The 16,068-nt window shown below is 69.6% G+C and carries 14 protein-coding genes and 1 pseudogene; 13 read left to right on the forward strand and 2 right to left on the reverse strand.

Annotation, left to right across the window (positions count from 1 at the left end; all coding sequences use genetic code 11):
* Positions 1 to 18 precede the first annotated feature (18 nt).
* Positions 19 to 822 (forward strand): annotated as a pseudogene (locus tag I847_RS23045) (FAD-dependent oxidoreductase); the annotation flags it as partial.
* 237 nt (positions 823 to 1,059) lie between these two features.
* On the opposite strand, the gene I847_RS0110015 reads toward I847_RS23045, so the two are convergent.
* Together I847_RS0110015 and I847_RS0110020 are read right to left on the reverse strand one after the other, a co-directional pair.
* Complete coding sequence (locus tag I847_RS0110015; RefSeq protein WP_028049583.1) at positions 1,060 to 1,644, reverse strand: SMI1/KNR4 family protein; 585 nt, start codon at positions 1,642 to 1,644, stop codon at positions 1,060 to 1,062.
* A gap of 2 nt (positions 1,645 to 1,646) precedes the next feature.
* The gene (locus tag I847_RS0110020; RefSeq protein WP_028049584.1) at positions 1,647 to 3,824 is read right to left on the reverse strand and encodes a hypothetical protein; all 2,178 of its coding nucleotides are present in this window, start codon (positions 3,822 to 3,824) and stop codon (positions 1,647 to 1,649) included.
* 449 nt (positions 3,825 to 4,273) lie between these two features.
* On the opposite strand from I847_RS0110020, the gene I847_RS23050 reads away from it, so the two are divergent.
* The 12 genes from I847_RS23050 to I847_RS0110080 all read left to right on the forward strand — a co-directional run bounded on the left by I847_RS23050 (position 4,274) and on the right by I847_RS0110080 (position 16,054).
* Positions 4,274 to 5,218 carry a GMC oxidoreductase gene (locus tag I847_RS23050; RefSeq protein ID WP_304412681.1) on the forward strand — a complete coding sequence of 315 codons (945 nt, stop codon included), beginning with the start codon at positions 4,274 to 4,276 and terminating at the stop codon, positions 5,216 to 5,218.
* Positions 5,219 to 5,279: 61 nt separating this feature from the next.
* Complete coding sequence (locus I847_RS0110030) at positions 5,280 to 5,717, forward strand: VOC family protein (RefSeq protein WP_028049585.1); 438 nt, start codon at positions 5,280 to 5,282, stop codon at positions 5,715 to 5,717.
* Positions 5,718 to 5,905: 188 nt separating this feature from the next.
* A complete protein-coding gene (locus I847_RS23055; RefSeq protein WP_081680729.1) occupies positions 5,906 to 7,645 on the forward strand; it encodes a fatty acyl-AMP ligase in 1,740 nt (579 codons plus the stop codon).
* Positions 7,642 to 9,327 carry an acyl-CoA dehydrogenase family protein gene (locus tag I847_RS23060; RefSeq protein WP_051274727.1) on the forward strand — a complete coding sequence of 562 codons (1,686 nt, stop codon included), beginning with the start codon at positions 7,642 to 7,644 and terminating at the stop codon, positions 9,325 to 9,327. Before I847_RS23055 ends, I847_RS23060 begins: the two co-directional genes overlap by 4 nt.
* Positions 9,320 to 11,086, forward strand: a complete 1,767-nt coding sequence (locus tag I847_RS23065) for an acyl-CoA dehydrogenase family protein (protein WP_051274729.1) — start codon at positions 9,320 to 9,322, stop codon at positions 11,084 to 11,086. Before I847_RS23060 ends, I847_RS23065 begins: the two co-directional genes overlap by 8 nt.
* Positions 11,083 to 11,343 (forward strand): acyl carrier protein, encoded by a 261-nt coding sequence (locus I847_RS0110050; RefSeq protein ID WP_034609764.1) that lies wholly within the window; start codon positions 11,083 to 11,085, stop codon positions 11,341 to 11,343. The genes I847_RS23065 and I847_RS0110050 overlap by 4 nt, the downstream gene beginning before the upstream one ends.
* A gap of 2 nt (positions 11,344 to 11,345) precedes the next feature.
* Entirely contained in the window at positions 11,346 to 11,933 is a 588-nt protein-coding gene (locus tag I847_RS25625; protein ID WP_051274731.1) for a 4'-phosphopantetheinyl transferase superfamily protein, read from the forward strand.
* On the forward strand, positions 11,930 to 12,598 hold the full coding sequence (locus tag I847_RS23075; protein ID WP_155856099.1) for a TetR/AcrR family transcriptional regulator: 669 nt from the start codon (positions 11,930 to 11,932) through the stop codon (positions 12,596 to 12,598). The genes I847_RS25625 and I847_RS23075 overlap by 4 nt, the downstream gene beginning before the upstream one ends.
* A gap of 11 nt (positions 12,599 to 12,609) precedes the next feature.
* Positions 12,610 to 12,966: a DoxX family protein gene (locus tag I847_RS0110065; RefSeq protein ID WP_196804527.1), complete on the forward strand. Its 357-nt coding sequence runs from the start codon at positions 12,610 to 12,612 to the stop codon at positions 12,964 to 12,966.
* Positions 12,967 to 12,975: 9 nt separating this feature from the next.
* The gene (locus I847_RS0110070) at positions 12,976 to 14,595 is read left to right on the forward strand and encodes a class I adenylate-forming enzyme family protein (protein ID WP_028049588.1); all 1,620 of its coding nucleotides are present in this window, start codon (positions 12,976 to 12,978) and stop codon (positions 14,593 to 14,595) included.
* Entirely contained in the window at positions 14,595 to 15,497 is a 903-nt protein-coding gene (locus I847_RS0110075; RefSeq protein WP_028049589.1) for a hypothetical protein, read from the forward strand. Before I847_RS0110070 ends, I847_RS0110075 begins: the two co-directional genes overlap by 1 nt.
* Positions 15,494 to 16,054 carry a hypothetical protein gene (locus I847_RS0110080; protein WP_155856100.1) on the forward strand — a complete coding sequence of 187 codons (561 nt, stop codon included), beginning with the start codon at positions 15,494 to 15,496 and terminating at the stop codon, positions 16,052 to 16,054. The genes I847_RS0110075 and I847_RS0110080 overlap by 4 nt, the downstream gene beginning before the upstream one ends.
* The last annotated feature ends 14 nt before the right edge of the window (positions 16,055 to 16,068 follow it).

Consider the following 16,068-nt stretch of genomic DNA (forward strand, 5'->3'; position numbering starts at 1 on the left):
GACGCTTGGGGGTGGGTGATGACGGACCCGTCCGCCCGCCACGTCGTCGTCGTCGGCTCCGGGTTCGGCGGGTCTGTCGCGGCGCTGCGGCTCTCGGAGAAGGGCTACCGCGTCACGGTCGTCGAGGCGGGCCGTCGGTTCACACCCGAGACGCTCCCGCGCACCTCGTGGGACGTGCGCCGGTTCCTGTGGGCGCCGCGTCTGGGGTGCCACGGCATCCAGCGCATCCACGTCCTGCCGGACGTCGTCCTGCTCGCCGGTGCCGGAGTGGGCGGCGGCTCGCTGGTGTACGCGAACACCCTCTACGAGCCGCGCTCGGACGAGTTCTACCGTGACCCGCAGTGGGCGTCCGTCACCGACTGGCGCAGCGAGCTCGCGCCGCACTACGACCAGGCCCGCCGCATGCTCGGCGTCGTCGAGAACCCCACCGTGACACCCGCCGACGAGGTCGTCCGGGCCGCCGCCCGGGATCTCGGCGTCGAGGGCACGTACCGCCAGGCCCCCGTCGCCGTCGTGTTCGGCGCACCGGGCGAGCCGGTACCCGACCCGTTCTTCGGCGGGGTCGGCCCAGAGCGCCGCGGCTGCCTGGAGTGCGGGGAGTGCATGACCGGCTGCCGGCACGGGGCGAAGAACACGTTGGAGACGAACTACCTGTGGCTCGCCGAGCGCGCCGGCGCGTCGGTCGTCCCGGACACGACCGTCGCCTCACTCGTCCCCCGGCTCGACGGGCGCTGGGACGTCGTCACCGTCCCGGCCGGCCGTCGCCGACCGCGCACGACCCTGCTGGCCGACGAGGTGGTCGTCGCGGCCGGGGCCTGGGGCGCATGATCGCCTTGTCGGAAGACGAGGTGCTCGCGGGCACCACGCACCCGGTCCGAAGGGGTCGTCCGTGAGCATGTCGCGGACCCGCTCTAGCTTCGTCGGACCACGATCAGCGCGCGGGTCGCGTTGGGCAGGACGCGCCCAGGGTGGCGGAACGCCCGAGCACCGGTCGGTGTCTACTACGTACGGACCCCAGTGGCGCTGGAAATCCTCCCCTGTCGGCAGGGTCCGGGCCCGCTAGGAGTAGAGCCGGAACTCGGGGCGTGTGGGCTCTTCCATGTCCCAGGCCTGGCGCGCGGCGTCCCACCAGACGTAGCGCTGTTCGAGTGCCCGCAGCCAGGTCGTCACGACCTCGGCGAGGGAGCGTTCCGCGGTGTTCATCGTGTCGTCGTCGAACATGTCGATGATTCCCACCTGAGCGCGCTCTGTTGTCGAGTCGTCGAGCAGGACTGCGAGGCGGGTGTGAGCTCCGAGTCCTGCGATCGGGAGCCATGTCGGGTCCCAGGGCATTTCACTGCCGGAGGGCCACAGCTCCATCCATCGGGCGCGATCGGCGAGGGCTTCGTCGAGCGACAGGAGAGTCCAGCCGCCAGGACCGATGGTTGCTCCGAGGTAGCGCCCCTGCACGAGCCGGGAGCCGTTGTGCCAACGCCACCACTCGAGCAGCTCGGTGGGCGGTGTGGACAGGCCGGCGTCGGCCAGTGCGGCGGTGACCTCGTCCTCGTCGATTCCGGGGTTGGCCATCTCCAGGAACGGGGCCCCAGTTGCGACCAGAGCGGCGTCGAGCTCGGCCAGCAGGGCAGTGAGCGGGGTGGTGTGCATCCTCAAACCTTCGGGCAGACGAAGAACGACGGCACGTTAACCTCGACGAGCGGGATGGTCAGGTATTTCTTGCCGCCCGTGCCCGGGTTGCCGACCGCCGACTGCGCCTTCAGACCACAAGCTGTTGTGTTGACCATGCTGCGGAGGGCGTTTCCTTCAGCCTGGTTGTCGTTGTAGGAGATCGGCTTGAGGACGGCCGGGCCATAGGTGTTGAACGCTGATGGGCCGCCTTCGACACTCGTGAAGAACGGGTACTCGTCGCACTCCTGGAGGCCCGACGTCTTCTCCTCGCAGGGTTTGTTGTACGCCGCGAGGTTGTACCAGTAACGCTGTGCGCCGGTGGCGCGCTTGTTGGCGGTGGACATGTACTCGAGCTGGACGAGTTGCGGGTGTGCGGCGATGACTTCCAGGTCATGCTCTGCTGCTTCTTTGCCGAAGTCGGTGCGGCCGCCGACGAACAGGATGGGCTGGTCGGCGCATTGGGCTTGTGCTTGGGCGCGGGTCGTGGCTGCGGAGGCGACTTGGAGTAGGGCTGTGCACTGGTTGGCTGCGGTCTTGAGTGGTTCGGGTTCGGGATCCTCTTGAGGGCCGGGCCCGAATAGATGGTCTTCGAAGATGTTGTCGTCCAGGCACACGCCGCTGCTGCTGATCTGGTCGCAGTCGGGTGTGAAGGTCGGGGGCTTGGGTGCTTGGCCGGCTGCCTCGGCCAACGTGGCGACAGCGATCGCCGGGCCCTGGGCGCCACCGGTGTCGGAGATGAACTGCAGCGCGCGCGGCAGGTCGAAGTCGGCGCAGATGTACACGACGTCCGGGACCGCCAGAGGAGCGGGCCCGCGATCGAGGCGCACCTGCTCGCCCAGTGCTTTGCAGGCGGCGTCGGTGTCGTTGTCGTAGCGCTGCTCGAGCCGTGAGCGCAGGGTTGCCACGACGTCGCTGTCGAGTTCGAGAACTGGCCACGGGATGTAGTGGGTCAGCCCGTCGTCGCCGCGGGTCGCGTTGGGCAGGACGCGCCCAGGGTCACGGAACGCCGAGCACCGGTCCGTGTCCACCACGTACGGACCCCAGTGGCACTCGAAGTCGTTGCCGCGATCGGGGTCGAGGTACCAGTCCGGGCACGCGACTGCGAGCGATCCGCAGGTGGCGGCCGGGGACGGGTTGGCCTTGAAGAGCTGTAGCCGGCAGTCGGCGTTCAGGCAGTCTGGGTACTCCGTCGGAATCGACGTGACCCACGCCGGTGTCGGCGTCGGCGGGAAGATCGCCTGAGCCGAACCGCCCGAAGGGGTCCAGTCGACACCGCCGCTGCCGGCCACCGTACGCGGCGGGCACAGCAGCGACGGGACCTCGAACTGCCCACCGTGCGAGATATCGGCATCGAACGTGTCCGTGACGTCGATCGAATAGCCGGCCGCGCCCACGCAGTGCACCTTGCGCGTTACGACACCGAGCCCCGGCGGCGGGGGATCGACGTACGTCGGCGCACCATCCGGCACCCACACGGTGTAGATCCCTGTGTCGCGGATCTGCTCGACCATGTGCGCGGCGTTGGCGCGGTCCCAGGGGATGGATTCGGAGTCGGGGAAACTGGCGCCGTAGATCAGCGCACTGGCGATCGTTCCCTCAGGGCAGGAGCCAGCGGGGAAGGTCTGCGGCACGACCCCGCTGAGCACTGGCGGGTGTCCGGGGTGGGTGTTCCAGTTCGCGCCGCCGTTAGCGCCTGTACGGACCCATCCGCCAAAATGGCCAGCGGGGTCTTGGCACAGGACGGACCCGTACATGCCCACCGAACCGAAGCTCGCCGCAGGGACTGGACCAACCTCCCAGGCCCACTGGGTGCTGAACGAGACCCAGGAGCGGTCACCCCACGCGAACGGGTCGACGCTCGGCTCGTCCACGATGATGCGGTCAGTCGAGCCGGGGAAGTACGACGTGGGCCACGTCGGGTGCTGCAGGAGCAGGGGCGACCAGCCGGTGAACTCCGACCCCTGGTCGAGTCCCGTGGCGCCCCCGTCCTGGACCGTGAACCACCCGGCCGTCCACCCGTAGATGCCGATTGTCGCCACAGCCGTGCTGGCCGCGAGCGTGCCCAAGCTGATGCCGGCGACACCAGGCGCCGCCACCGACGTCGTCGCCACCGCGCCGGCGGTTTCGTCGCCCAGGGCGTCGAGCTGGGCCTCGACCACCAGGCCATTCGGCGAGGACAGTGAGCCTGGACCGGCCTGCGCTGGCCCCGCGACAGCGGATAGAGCGAAAAGAGCTGCGACGAGGACGAGCCCAATCGCGCGACCGGTGTTTGACAAGCGCATCGCGCGGCCCCCTTTTGTACTCCAAGTGGGGCGGGGCAGAACCTAGCGCTGCGGTGAGCGGCGCGTCGGCATTCCTTCGCACATTCACTCTCTTGAGCGCGAACCATCCGCACTCGGGCAAGGCGGAGCAAGGCATGAGTCCTGCCGGCGTCTGCACGTGGGGCGTGGGACGTTCGCCGGCTGCGTTCCAGCGGCCAACCTGCCTTCGCCGAAAAGTGGGGAGGGGACCCAGGTACGGTCGCCCACTGGATGCTACGGTTCAAGCGCGCCGGTTGCTGACAAATGAGGCCATTTTGTCATAATCGCCATTATCGGTAGTCAAACCAGTGCGAGCGGTTACGCAGGTCAAGGCGACTTTCGCCGCAGGGGGCACGCAGGAGCTGCTGCACCGGCTGAAGGCCGACGGCACGCTGCCGCACCTGTCCGACCGGCTCGGGCACCTCACGCGCACGAACTCCGAGGCGCTCGGCGGCGCGGTGCGGCGGCCGCGAGCGCCCGGGCCGCGCGTGAACAGCGGCGTGGCGATCACCTCGTCCGTCTGGCTCGACGAGCGCACCCACCTCGAGCCGGTCCGGTACGGGCACGGGTCCAACCTCATGGGCCTGCTGGGCACGGTCCTCACCGACGGGGGTGGGCGGGTGCCCCGCTGGGTCCGGTGGCTCGCGCAGGTGGCCCGGCACCCCCGGCACGCACTGTCGGTGGTCACGGCGCTGCGGTCCTTCTCCGACCGTGCCGTCATCGGCCTCGTCATGCAGACCGGCGGAGCGTCGCTCACCGTGCGTCCCCGTCGGACCTGGACGCGGCGGTGGCGGCTGACGTCGACGCGCGGCGACGAGCCGAACCCCACGTGGATCCCGGCGGCGAACGCCGCGTACCGGCGGATGGCCCACCACCTGGACGGCTTCCCGATGAGCAGCCTCGGGGAGGTCGTCGACGTGCCCATGACGGCCCACTTCCTCGGCGGCTGCACGATCGGCACGGACGCCTCGACCGGCGTGATCGACCCGTACCACCGGGTCTTCGGCTATCGCGGCCTGCACATCATGGACGGGTCGACGATCTCTGCGAACCTCGGGGTCAACCCCTCGCTGACCATCACCGCCCAGGCCGAGCGCGCGTGCTCGATGTGGCCGAACGTGGGTGAGGCCGACCCCCGTCCAGCGGCCGGCGAGCCCTACCGGCGCCTCGCCCCGGTCCGGCCGCACGAGCCCGCGGTCCCGGCCCACGCCCGGGCGGCGCTTCCACTGACGGTGCTGCGCCGGACGACCTGAGCCGCCCAGGTCGAACAGCCGGTCACCAGTCCGCTCGGCTCGGCTCGATAGCATCGATCGCGTGCCCATCAGGCTGGAGAACGTCGGCATCGCCGTCCGCGACCTCGAGGCGACGATCGCCTTCTTCACCGACCTCGGTCTGACGGTCGTCGGACGTGACACCGTCAGCGGTGAGTGGACCGACACTGCCGTCGGACTTGACGGAAACAACGCCAACATCGCGATGCTCCAGACGCCCGACGGTCACGGTCGCCTGGAGCTCTTCGAGTACCTCCACCCCGAAGCGATCGAGACCGAGCCCACGCGTCCGAACGAGATCGGCATGCACCGCGTCGCGTTCTCCGTCGACGACATGGACGAGGCCCTGGAGATCGCCGCGCGGCATGGATGCCGTCCGCTCCGCGGGGTCGCGACGTATGAGGACGTCTACAGGCTCACGTACCTGCGCGGCCCCAGCGGCATCCTCGTGATGCTCGCCGAGGACCTCCGGAAGGGCTGACTGCTCACACCTTCTGACAGTGCGCCCGACGACCTGAGGGCGCAATCGGCCGGAATTATGACGTTTTGACCCATCCGCGACAGGCGGATAGAGTCCGTCCGCTCGGTGAACCCGTTCAGTGAACATGTTCGCAGTGCTGGCGCGTGACCCACGCTGCGTAAGGACCTCGGACGGAGAACGGAGACCCGATGCGATCTCCGTCGACCATGCTCGAGGCCATGATGGCTGCCGCGGAGCTGCCGGAGAACATCGGGATTCGGTTCCACCGGACCCTCACCCAGACCGAGTTCCTCTCGTTCGCCGACCTGGACCGGCGAGCGCGCAACGATGCGCTTCGACTGCACGCCGAGGGCATGCGACCGGGAGAGCGAGCGCTGCTGGTCTTCGATGCCGGGATGGAGTTCGTCCGGGCGCTGTATGCCGCCTTCTACGCCGGACTGATCGTCGTGCCGGTGCCCGTCACGGCATCCGAGAGCGCAGATACCGCCCGCGCACGGATCCAGGCCTTCGCCGCCGACTGCGGTAGCCGGACGGCACTCACCACGTCGGCGAACGAGGGCAGGCTTCACGGCTGCGACCCGCAGATCGTTGCGTACAGCCTCGACGAGGCCCCCGTCCATGCGGTGCCGGCGGGTCTGGAGTGGACGCCGACGGGCACCACGGCCGAGAACGTCGCACTGATCCTGTACACCTCGGGCTCGACGGGTGCCCCCAAGGGTGTGCAGGTGAGCCATGGGAACCTCACGGCGAACCAGCGCAGCATCGCCGCAGGCGCCCTGCTCGACGAGGGGTCCGTGCTGGTGGGCTGGCTGCCGCACTACCACGACATGGGTCTCGGCATGTTCATGCAGGCCATCTACTGCGGCTTCCAGCTCGTCTTCACCGCTCCGGCTCAGTTCCTCCGACGGCCCGTGACGTGGCTGCGCCTGATCACCACGTACGGGGCCACGGTGTCCGTCGCTCCCGACTTCGCCTACAACCTCTGCACGAAGCTCGTCAGCGACGAGCAGCTCGCCGAGCTCGACCTGTCGACCCTGCGGACACTGATCACCGGAGCCGAGCCGGTCCGCGCTGCCACGATCGACCGGTTCGTCGAGCGCTTCGCGCCCGCAGGCCTGGCCCCTGAGGCGTTCACTCCGGCATACGGCATGGCGGAGACGACGCTCCTGGTCACGGCCAAGAGCGCGGGCTCCCCGATCCGCCGCGTGACGGTCGACGCCGACTCCCTGGAGCGCGGTCTCGTCGTACCCGGTCAGGGTGCAGGTGCACGCGAGCTGGTCTCGTGCGGCGTCCCTGACGCCGTTCACGAGGTAGCGATCGTGGACCCGGCGACAGCCCGGCGGCGGCCCCCGGGACGCGTCGGTGAGATCTGGGTCAGCGGCCCGAGCGTCAGTCAGGGGTACTGGGGACAGGCCGAGATCACCAGCCTGTCCTTCGGTGCCCGCCTCGACGGCGACGCGCGCCCCTACCTGCGCACCGGCGACCTCGGGTTCCTGGACGACGGTGAGCTCGTCGTGACCGGCCGGCTGAAGGACCTCATCATCGTGCGAGGGAGAAACATCGAGCCGACCGACATCGAGCGGGTCTGCTCGCGCGAGCTCGGCACGCCCGACGACTGCGCGCAGACGGCGTTCGAGTGGGGCGACCACGGTGTCGCCGTCGTGGCCGAGACGGATGCGGGGAGTCTCGCGCGAGCCGTCGAGCGGATCGACGCCACGCGGGAGCACCTCTCGCGCCAGTTCTCCGTGCAACCCCTGAGCCTCGTCCTGGTGCGACGCGGCGCCGTCCCCCGCACCACGAGCGGAAAGGTCCAGCGCCGAGCGACCCGGGCGTTGCTCTCGGCCGGCGCGCTGCCGATGCTGCGCGTCGCCGGCCCTCACGCCGTGGACCCGGTCGGACCGGCCCCGCTGCACCAGGTCGCGCGATGACTTCTGCGCTCGCGCAGGCCGCCCGGCTCGACCGGTTCCTCGGCGACTCCGCATCCACCGGCGGAGTGATCCGCGACGCCGACACGCTTGCCCTCGACCAGGCCAGCGGCTTCCCGGGCCAGGCCGTCGATGCGCTCGACGGCTGGGGACTCCACCGCGCGTACGTCCCCGTGCGGTATGGCGGAGAGCTCGCCGACCTGCTGACGCCCATGCTCTCCATCCGTCACCTCGCGCGGCGTGACCTCACGGTCGCCGTCGCGCACGGAAAGACCTTCCTCGGTGCGGTGTGTGCCTGGGTCGACGGTGGCGACATGGCCCAGCACATGGCGTCGATCGTGCTCGACGGGGCACCTGTCTCCTGGGGCCTCACCGAGTCAGGTCGCGGCTCCGACCTGATGAGGAGCTCAACCCGGTTCGACCCGGAGCGACGGCGGCTCGACGGCGGCAAGTGGCCGGTGAACAACGCCACCCGGGGTCGAGCCATGTGCGTCCTCGCGCGTACGGGCGAGGAGTACGGCCCTCGGTCGATGTCGCTCGTCCTCGCCGACAAGAGCGAGATGGGTCCGACCGGGTACACCTATGAGCCCAAAGTTCGGACTCACGGCGTCCGCGGTGCCGACATCAGCGGCATCCGATGGGACGACGCGCGCGTGCCCGAGGGGCGATTGGTCGGGCAGCCCGGCTACGGCCTCGAGATCGTGCTGCGCTCCCTCCAGCTGACCCGTCCCTCGTGCACCGCGCTCTCGCTCGGCGCGGCGGACCGCGCCGTCGCCGAGGTTCGCGGCTTCATGGCGAGTCGGAGCGCGAACGGGGGCAGGCTGCGCGATGTCCCGGTCGCGCGCGTGGAAGCCGGATCCATCTACGCCGACGCCCTGCTCGCCGAGGCCACGTCGTTGGTCGGTGCCCGCCACGTCGGTGCTCTCCCGGGCGAGATGGCGCTGGTCAGCGGACTGGTCAAGTTCGTCGTTCCGGCCACGGTCGACGACCTGTTCCGCGACGCGACGAGATTCCTCGGCGCGCGGTCCCAGATCGTCGGTCCGCGCGGCGCCGCCCTGTTCGAGAAGGCGGCGCGGGACAACCGGGTGGTCGGCATATTCGACGGCAACTCGGTCGTGAACCTGCACGCGATCATCAACCAGTTCCCGGTCGTCGCGAAGAGTCCGCTCGCAGCCGAGCCTGATGCGCGCTCGATCGCCGGGCAGCTGGATCCGGGCGTAGACGTTCTGCCCCTCGACCTGGACGGCCTCAGGCTCGTCGCCCGTCGGGGCTCGACCCTGATCCACGCCGTGCAGGCCCTGGTCGAGGCCGTGCGGCCAGGGGTGAACGCACCGTTCGCCCGTGCTCTCGAGGTCTACGCGATCGCGACGGCTGCTCTGCTTCGGGACGTCGCGGCGCTCCCTCGGACCGCATCGCCCGGGCTGGTGCACTTCGACGCGGCACGGCGCCTCGCCTACGTCTTCGCGGGTGCGTGCTGCCTTTCCCTGCTCGTGCAGAGCGGGGCACCGTCCGGTCTTGCTCGCGGCACCGAGTGGGCTCATGCGGCACTCGCCCGAGTGAGTCAGCGGCTCGGCCACGCCCTCGATGACGCGGACGCCGCGTACGCGGACCTGTGCGTCGCTGCGGACGAGATGGTGGCGCCGGGCGTCGTCGTGTCGTTGCTCGGCGGGTGGCTCGATGGCTAGCCCCCCGTCGCTCGAACGTGCCCTCGGCGACCCGCGGGAGCACGGCGCGCCGGCCGGTCACCGGGCGACCCTCACGTCGGACGAGCGGCGCGAGCTGCCCTCCGACGTCGAGCAGGCGCTCGTGGACTGGGGCTTCGGCGCCGAGCTCGTCCCGGTCAGCCTCGGCGGTCGGTGGAGGTCGACGGAGGACTTGGTCCGCCGCTTGCTCCCGATCTTCCGACGGGACCCGGCGATCGGCCTCGGACATGGAGTGACGTCCCTGATGGCGGCCGTCAACGTCTGGACCGGCGGGAGCGAGGCGCAGCAGCAGGAGCTCGCCGCGCGTCTGCTGTCGGGCGCACGCGTCGCCGTGGCCTTTCACGAGCTCGACCACGGCAACGACCTGCTGCGAAACGAGTGCGTGGCCGTCCGCGAGAACGACGCGCCCGCGTGGCGGATCAGCGGGCGCAAGGAAGTCATCAACAACATCAATCGCGCCGAGTCCGTCCTGCTCTTCGTCCGTACTGCCCCTGCCGCCGGGCCGAAGTCGTTCTCGCTCCTGCTGTGGCACAAGGACCAGGCGCTCGGTGGACGTGCGCGGACCGACGAACGTGTCCTCACGGCCGGTGTCCGCGCCTGTCAGATCGGCGTCGCCGAGCTCGATCAGCTGAGGATCCCCGCCGATGCACTGGTGGCCGGTGTGGGTGACGGCGCCGCGGTCGCCCTGCGGGCGTTCCAGGTGACGCGCGCCGTCGTCCCGGCGCTCGCGACCGGGACGGTCGATGCTGCCCTCCGACTGGCGGTGCAGTACCTGCGCGGACGTCACCTCTACGGGTCGCCGGCCTGGGAGCTGCCCCACGCGCAGGGGACGCTCGCTCGGGCGTGGGGCACCTTCCTCGTCGCCGATGCGCTCGCGCGGGCCACCGTCAGGGCTCTGCACCTTCACCCCGACGAGTGCTTCGTGGTGACCGCGGCGTCCAAGTACCTCGTCCCGACGCTGATCAACGACGTGATGCACGAGCTGTCGGTGCTGTTCGGCTCGACGTTCTACGCGGTGAGCGACGACTACGGCGTGTTCGAGAAGTGGCTGCGCGACCTGATCGTGCTGCCGATCGGGCATGCGGGCTCGACGGCGTGCCTGGTGAGCATCGTCCCGCACCTGCCGTCGTGGGCACGCCGCTCCCGGAAGGGCACACCCTACGACTCACGACTCTTCAGCCCGCACACCGAGCTCGACGAGGTCGACTTCTCCCACTTCGGCCTCGGCGCTGGGCACGGCGACTCCTTCAGCGCGCCGTTGGAGTCCGACGTCGTGGCCGCTGCGCTCGCCGAGGCGTGGCCCGACCTGGTGCCGGTGCTCGGTCGGTGGCGCGTCGAGCTGGAGCTCGTGCGTGACGAGGTGTCCTGCCTCTCGCCCCAGGAGCTGGCGCCTGGCGCCTCCCCTCGGGCGTTCGCGTTGGCCCGGCGCCTGACCCAGCTCATGGCAGCAGGAGCCGTCATCGGCTCGTGGCACGAAGGTCGCGGCGTTCACAGCAGCCCGTTCCATCGCCATCCTTCGGCGTTCCCCCTGGCGCTCCACCTGCTGAGCGAGAGTCTGCCCGGGGGTCCGTCGGGACGGACCGGCCTCGACCCCGACGTGTGGGCCGGGTTCGACGTCGGAGCGATGGCGGCAGCCGTCGCCGCGGCCGTCGACTCGGGGTTCTCGTTGGGCATCGAAGAACTGCCGCTGCACTGGACCACCACCATCCACGCACCGACACAGGGGAGCAGAGAAGCATGACGAGCGCCACCACCACCACCGACGACATCGTCGCCTGGATCAGCAGCCGAGTCTCCGAGTACGGCGCCGTCGACGCGGGGCCGCTCGACGCGGGGAGCGTCCTGGCAGAGCTGGGCTTCGACTCGGTCTACGCGCTGACCCTGTGCGGGGACATCGAAGACCACTACGGCCTCGAGGTGGAGCCGACGATCGTCTGGGACCACCCCACCATCGGCGCGCTGGCGCAGGCCATCCGCGACCGCGTCGAGTCGAGCTAGGCGTGCAGGTCGCGTGGGCGCTGCGTCGCATCGGGAGCGTCCCGGTGCCGAAGGACGCGCTCGTCGGGGAGGACTGGCACCGGTGGATGCGTTCGGGGCCAGTGGTGCGTCGCCAGCTCGGCGCGGGTCGGTCCGTGGTCCGGCAGCTCGTGCAGTCGACCGGTTGGGCCACGTGGCAGGGAATTCAGAGGGCCGACGGTGGCCGGCCACTCCTCGCTGGAGCGCCGGGCACCGATGTCACCATCTCGCACTCCAGGGACTGGGTTCTCGTCGCGATCGCACGCGGCGGACGCGTCGGGGCCGACGTCGAGGAGGTGACGTCCGTGTTCGGCCGGCCCGCACTCCGGCAGCGCGCGTGCACACCCGCTGAAGCACAGGCGCTCGACCGCCTGCCGGGCCCGCAGCAGGCCGCTGCACTGGCGGACGTCTGGACCGCGAAGGAGGCGCTCGTCAAAGCCTCCGGTCTCGGGCTGAGCGTCGATCTCCGGCTGCTGGGCGCGTCATCGGGCACGGTGACGCGCATCCGCGACGGAACATCGGGGGTATCGGCCTGCATGGCCTTCGTCCCTGACGAGATTAGGGAGGAGTGAATCGGCACAGCCGCACAGCGAGGTGCGTACCGAACACGTGCCCCGACAGGCTCGGTCTTGGAATTCCGGGAGGAACGATGACAGCTCGAGACGACCACCGGCGCGAAACGCAGGAAAAGGTGCTCCTCGCCGCCGAGGAGCTGTTTGCGGCTCGCGGCTTCAAGGGCACGACGATCCGCGACATCTCGCACCAGACCGGCATGAGCGTCGGGGCAGTCATGTCCGTCGGCGACAAGAGCGCCCTGCTCGTCACGATCTTCGACCGGAAGATCGGCAAGATCCACGCGCACCGGCGCGAGGACGTGACAGCGACGCACGAGACGGAGGATCCAGTCGACAGGATCATGAATCTCATCCTGCCGTTCGTCGAGGTGTTCACCGAGCACCCGGACCTCTCCCGCGAGTACGGCGCAGTGCTCATGGGCGGCTCCCACGCGTCGGCGGTGTTCGACGACCTCGGGGGGCACCTGCTCGCCGAGATCGAGACGGCGGTCGTCGCGGCCGGCGTCACAGGTCCGGAGGCGGCCGTCTCCGCACGCACCATCTATCTCAGCTATCTCGGGCTCATCTTCGTGTGGGCCGGGCGTGGGGCTGTCGACGACGACAACTTTGCGGCGAATCTCCACGCCATCGTCAGTTTCATCATCGAACGCAAGGGAAACTAACCGTGTCTCACGTGTACCTGCCTGATCCTTCCTGGACCGTCGTGGCCCTCGCCGCGCTCCTCCTGCTGGACGCAGTCCTGTCGGTCAAGCCCGCGAAGTTCATCGACGTCTGCCTCACGGGTGTCAATTTCCCCCGGAACTGGTGGTGGGCGCTGATCGTGATCAAGCTCGTCGCCGTCGCGGGCCTGATCATCGGCATCTGGGTCCCTGGCGTGGCCCTGGCCGCGACCGTGGGCGTCATCGCGTACTTCCTCTGCGCCGGCGTGGCTCATGTGCGCGCGAAGTTCTTGCAGCAGGAATTCTGGGTCAACTGCCTGGGCTTCCTCGGTTCTGCTGTCCTGGTCCTCATCTTCGCGTTCATCGTCTGAGGCCCGGACATGACCTGGACGGGGCTTCCGCCGAAACACCTCGGCATGCTCTTCGACTGGCACGCCGGCAAGCGGCGCCAGACGGAGATGCACCTGGACCGCCCCTTTGACATCGCTCCGGACGGCGGGCTCGTGTACGACGGAGCGGCCCTCGCCGGCCTCGTCCAGCAGGCTTCGGCCTGGTTCTCCGCGGCGGGGGTCCGTCGCGGAGACCGGGTCGCGGTCATCAAGCGCAACCACTTCGACATGGTGCTGCTCGCAGCGGGGGCGGCCCGTATCGGGGCGGTCGCGGCCACGATCTCGTCCGCGAACCGCTCCGTGCACCTCCAGGAGATGCTCGAGAAGCTGCAGCCGCGCCTGACTCTCACGTCGTCCGACGTGCTGGACCGGGCGCGGAGCGCCGGGGTGGACCTGGCGCACGCCGGGAGGCTCCTGCTGCTGGACGAGCCGCAGGACGGGCTGCCGCAAGGCGCCACGCTCCTTCGCGAGCTCCAGGGGTCGGTCGTCCCGGAGGTGTCCCTGGGAGGCGACGACGAACCGATGATGATCACGCACACGTCGGGCACCACCAGCACGCCGAAGCTGGTCGTGCACACGCCGAGCTCGGCGCGTGCGGGCACCCGCCTCGAGCTCCTGCCGCTGCCGTTCGCGGTGAACGGGTCCCGCGACGTCGCGCTCAGCTCCATCTCGTTCGCACACTCTCGCGCCTATGCGTGGGCGGCTGCGCAGCTGCGCTGGGCGCCGAAGCGGCTGGTCATCGCGAGCAGCCACGACGCTGCGGACGTCGAGCGTGTCCTCGAGACACACCGCCCGAGCACCGTCGAGGCGACGCCGAACGTCTTCCAGAGCTGGGTCCCGCTTCTTCGGCGCCGACCGGAGCTGTTCGGTCACGTCCGCTACTACATGAACACGTTCGACATGATGCATCCGTCGATCGCTCGTCAGTTCCTGCAGGCGTCGCGACGGACGATGCCGATGTGGGCGCACAGCTGGGGACAGAGCGAGGTCGGTCCGATCGCGGGCAGCGCCTGGGGCCGACGGCAGATGCTGTCGCACGCTGGGACCGCCGAGGACAACATGAACACCCTGGGCTGGCCCTGGCCGGGTCTGATCCGTCTGCGAGTCGTCGACGCCGACACCGGCCGCAGGGTCCGCCGCGGCGAGCGTGGAGTCTTCATGGTGAAGACGCCAGCGCTCTGCACGGACTACTGGGGGGACACCGAGCGCTATCGCTCGAAGCGTGCCGGGGAGTGGTGGAACACGGGCGACGTCGGCTACCAGGACCGACTCGGACGAGTGCACTTCGTCGACCGCGCCGTCGACGCGATCGACGGGACGAGCGCGACCGAGCTCGAGAGCGTTCTGCTCGAGAGGCTCGCCGGAGCGCTCGAGATCATCCTTCTCGCCCGCGACGACGGGGACCCCGTGCCCGTCGTGTGCGTAGACGGTGAGTTCTCGATGGCGGCATGGCGGGACGCCACACGAGACCTGCCCGCTCTTGCGGAACCGGTCGTGATGCCCTGGTCCGACCTGCCGCGGACGTCGACGTGGAAGGTCCGGCGCAAGGAGCTGCGGCAGACCATCTTCGTCGGAGGCGACGACACCGTGCTGGACGAGCGGTTCATCTGATGCCCCCCACAACTGCTCCCGAGGTCCAGTCCGCTCCCACCACCGGCTCCCTCGATCCCTACGAGTCGGCGCTCACGCAGGTACTGCGGGATATGCCGTACAACAGTGCGACCGAGTTCCTCTCGCGCTTCGGCGACCGCCGACCCGACCCGAGGATGGGTGCGGCGTGCATCCACCAGACCCTCGAGGTCGCACGTCGGGCCGAGTCGTTCGGCGCACCCGCCGCTGTCCTGCTCCAGGACGAGAGGCATCTCGCCGCCGTCTGGGACACGGGCACCGAGATCGTCGTGCTCGATCCCTACCTCCTGCACCGGGAACCGATCCGCTTCCCGTACACGGCGCTGGCGTCCGGCCCCGCGACGGTGACCGTAGCTGCCGCACCGACCCGTGCAAGCGCCGAGGGAGAGCGTCGAGAAGGGCGGCTCGTCGCCCGCTGCAAGTGGACTGAGTCCGGCTATCGCATCCGGCTCTCCTACTCGCGGTTCAGTCGGACGCAGGGACGCTACGTCCTCGCTCGACACTTCACGCTCAAACGCGACCAGGTCTTCGACCTCGCTGCGTTCACGGCAGACATGACTGCTCTCCTGACCCATCCGGAGCAGAACAGCCTGTCCATCCGCGCGCTGACCCCCGACCTGACGGGGACGATCGAAGCCATCCTCCCGCTGCGCGGCTTCGCTCGACACGACTTCAGCGAGGACGACCTGTGGCTCCGGTCCGGCGACGGTCTGCCGGTGCGGAACCTCTCGCCGGAGAGCGGGTCGCTCTGGCGCGTGCTCGAGGAGTCGGTCGGGGCGACTGGCGCCGAGATCGCCGACCACATCCTGTCCGCCGCCAGGATCTACCAAGATCTCGCTGACCCGGACGCCGAGCTCGAGCCATACCGACTGGAAGACTCATGACCAATTTCACCAGGGTGTTCATTGCCGGCACGATCCAAGGGGCGAACCGCGGCGTCGATGTGGAGGACCAGTCCTATCGACGCGTCATCCCCGACATCGTGCGTGAGGTCTTCCCCGAAAGTGAGTGCTTCGACCCGAGCGCGCCGGTACGCGACGCGATCGCCGACCCGGAGCTCGCCACGACGATCCGGCAGATCGCCCAGGAACCGCCCTCGGTGATCCGCACGAGCCAGCTGCCGGGGAGCATCGCCACGCTCCGCGAGACCTTCCAGGCGATGACAGCTGAGGCCGGGCGGTGCGATCTGTGCATCGCCTACCTGCCCGACCGGATCCCGTCCATGGGCACCGCGATGGAGATGTACGCCGCCCACCTGGCCGGCGTGCCCGTCGTCGCAGTGACCGCGCTCGTCGAGAACCTGGCCGTCGTCTCGACCTCCACGTGGATCGTTCGCGATCTTGCCGCGTTGCGTGAGCTCTTGGTGCGGGAGCGAGCGGGTGGATCGAGCGGCGCGGGCTCCGCGTCGACAGGCTCCGCGGTCGCAGCGGCATCCTCGTGATGCTCGCCGAGGAG

This window comes from Cellulomonas sp. URHD0024, assembly GCF_000426185.1.
Lineage (GTDB): Bacteria > Actinomycetota > Actinomycetes > Actinomycetales > Cellulomonadaceae > Cellulomonas.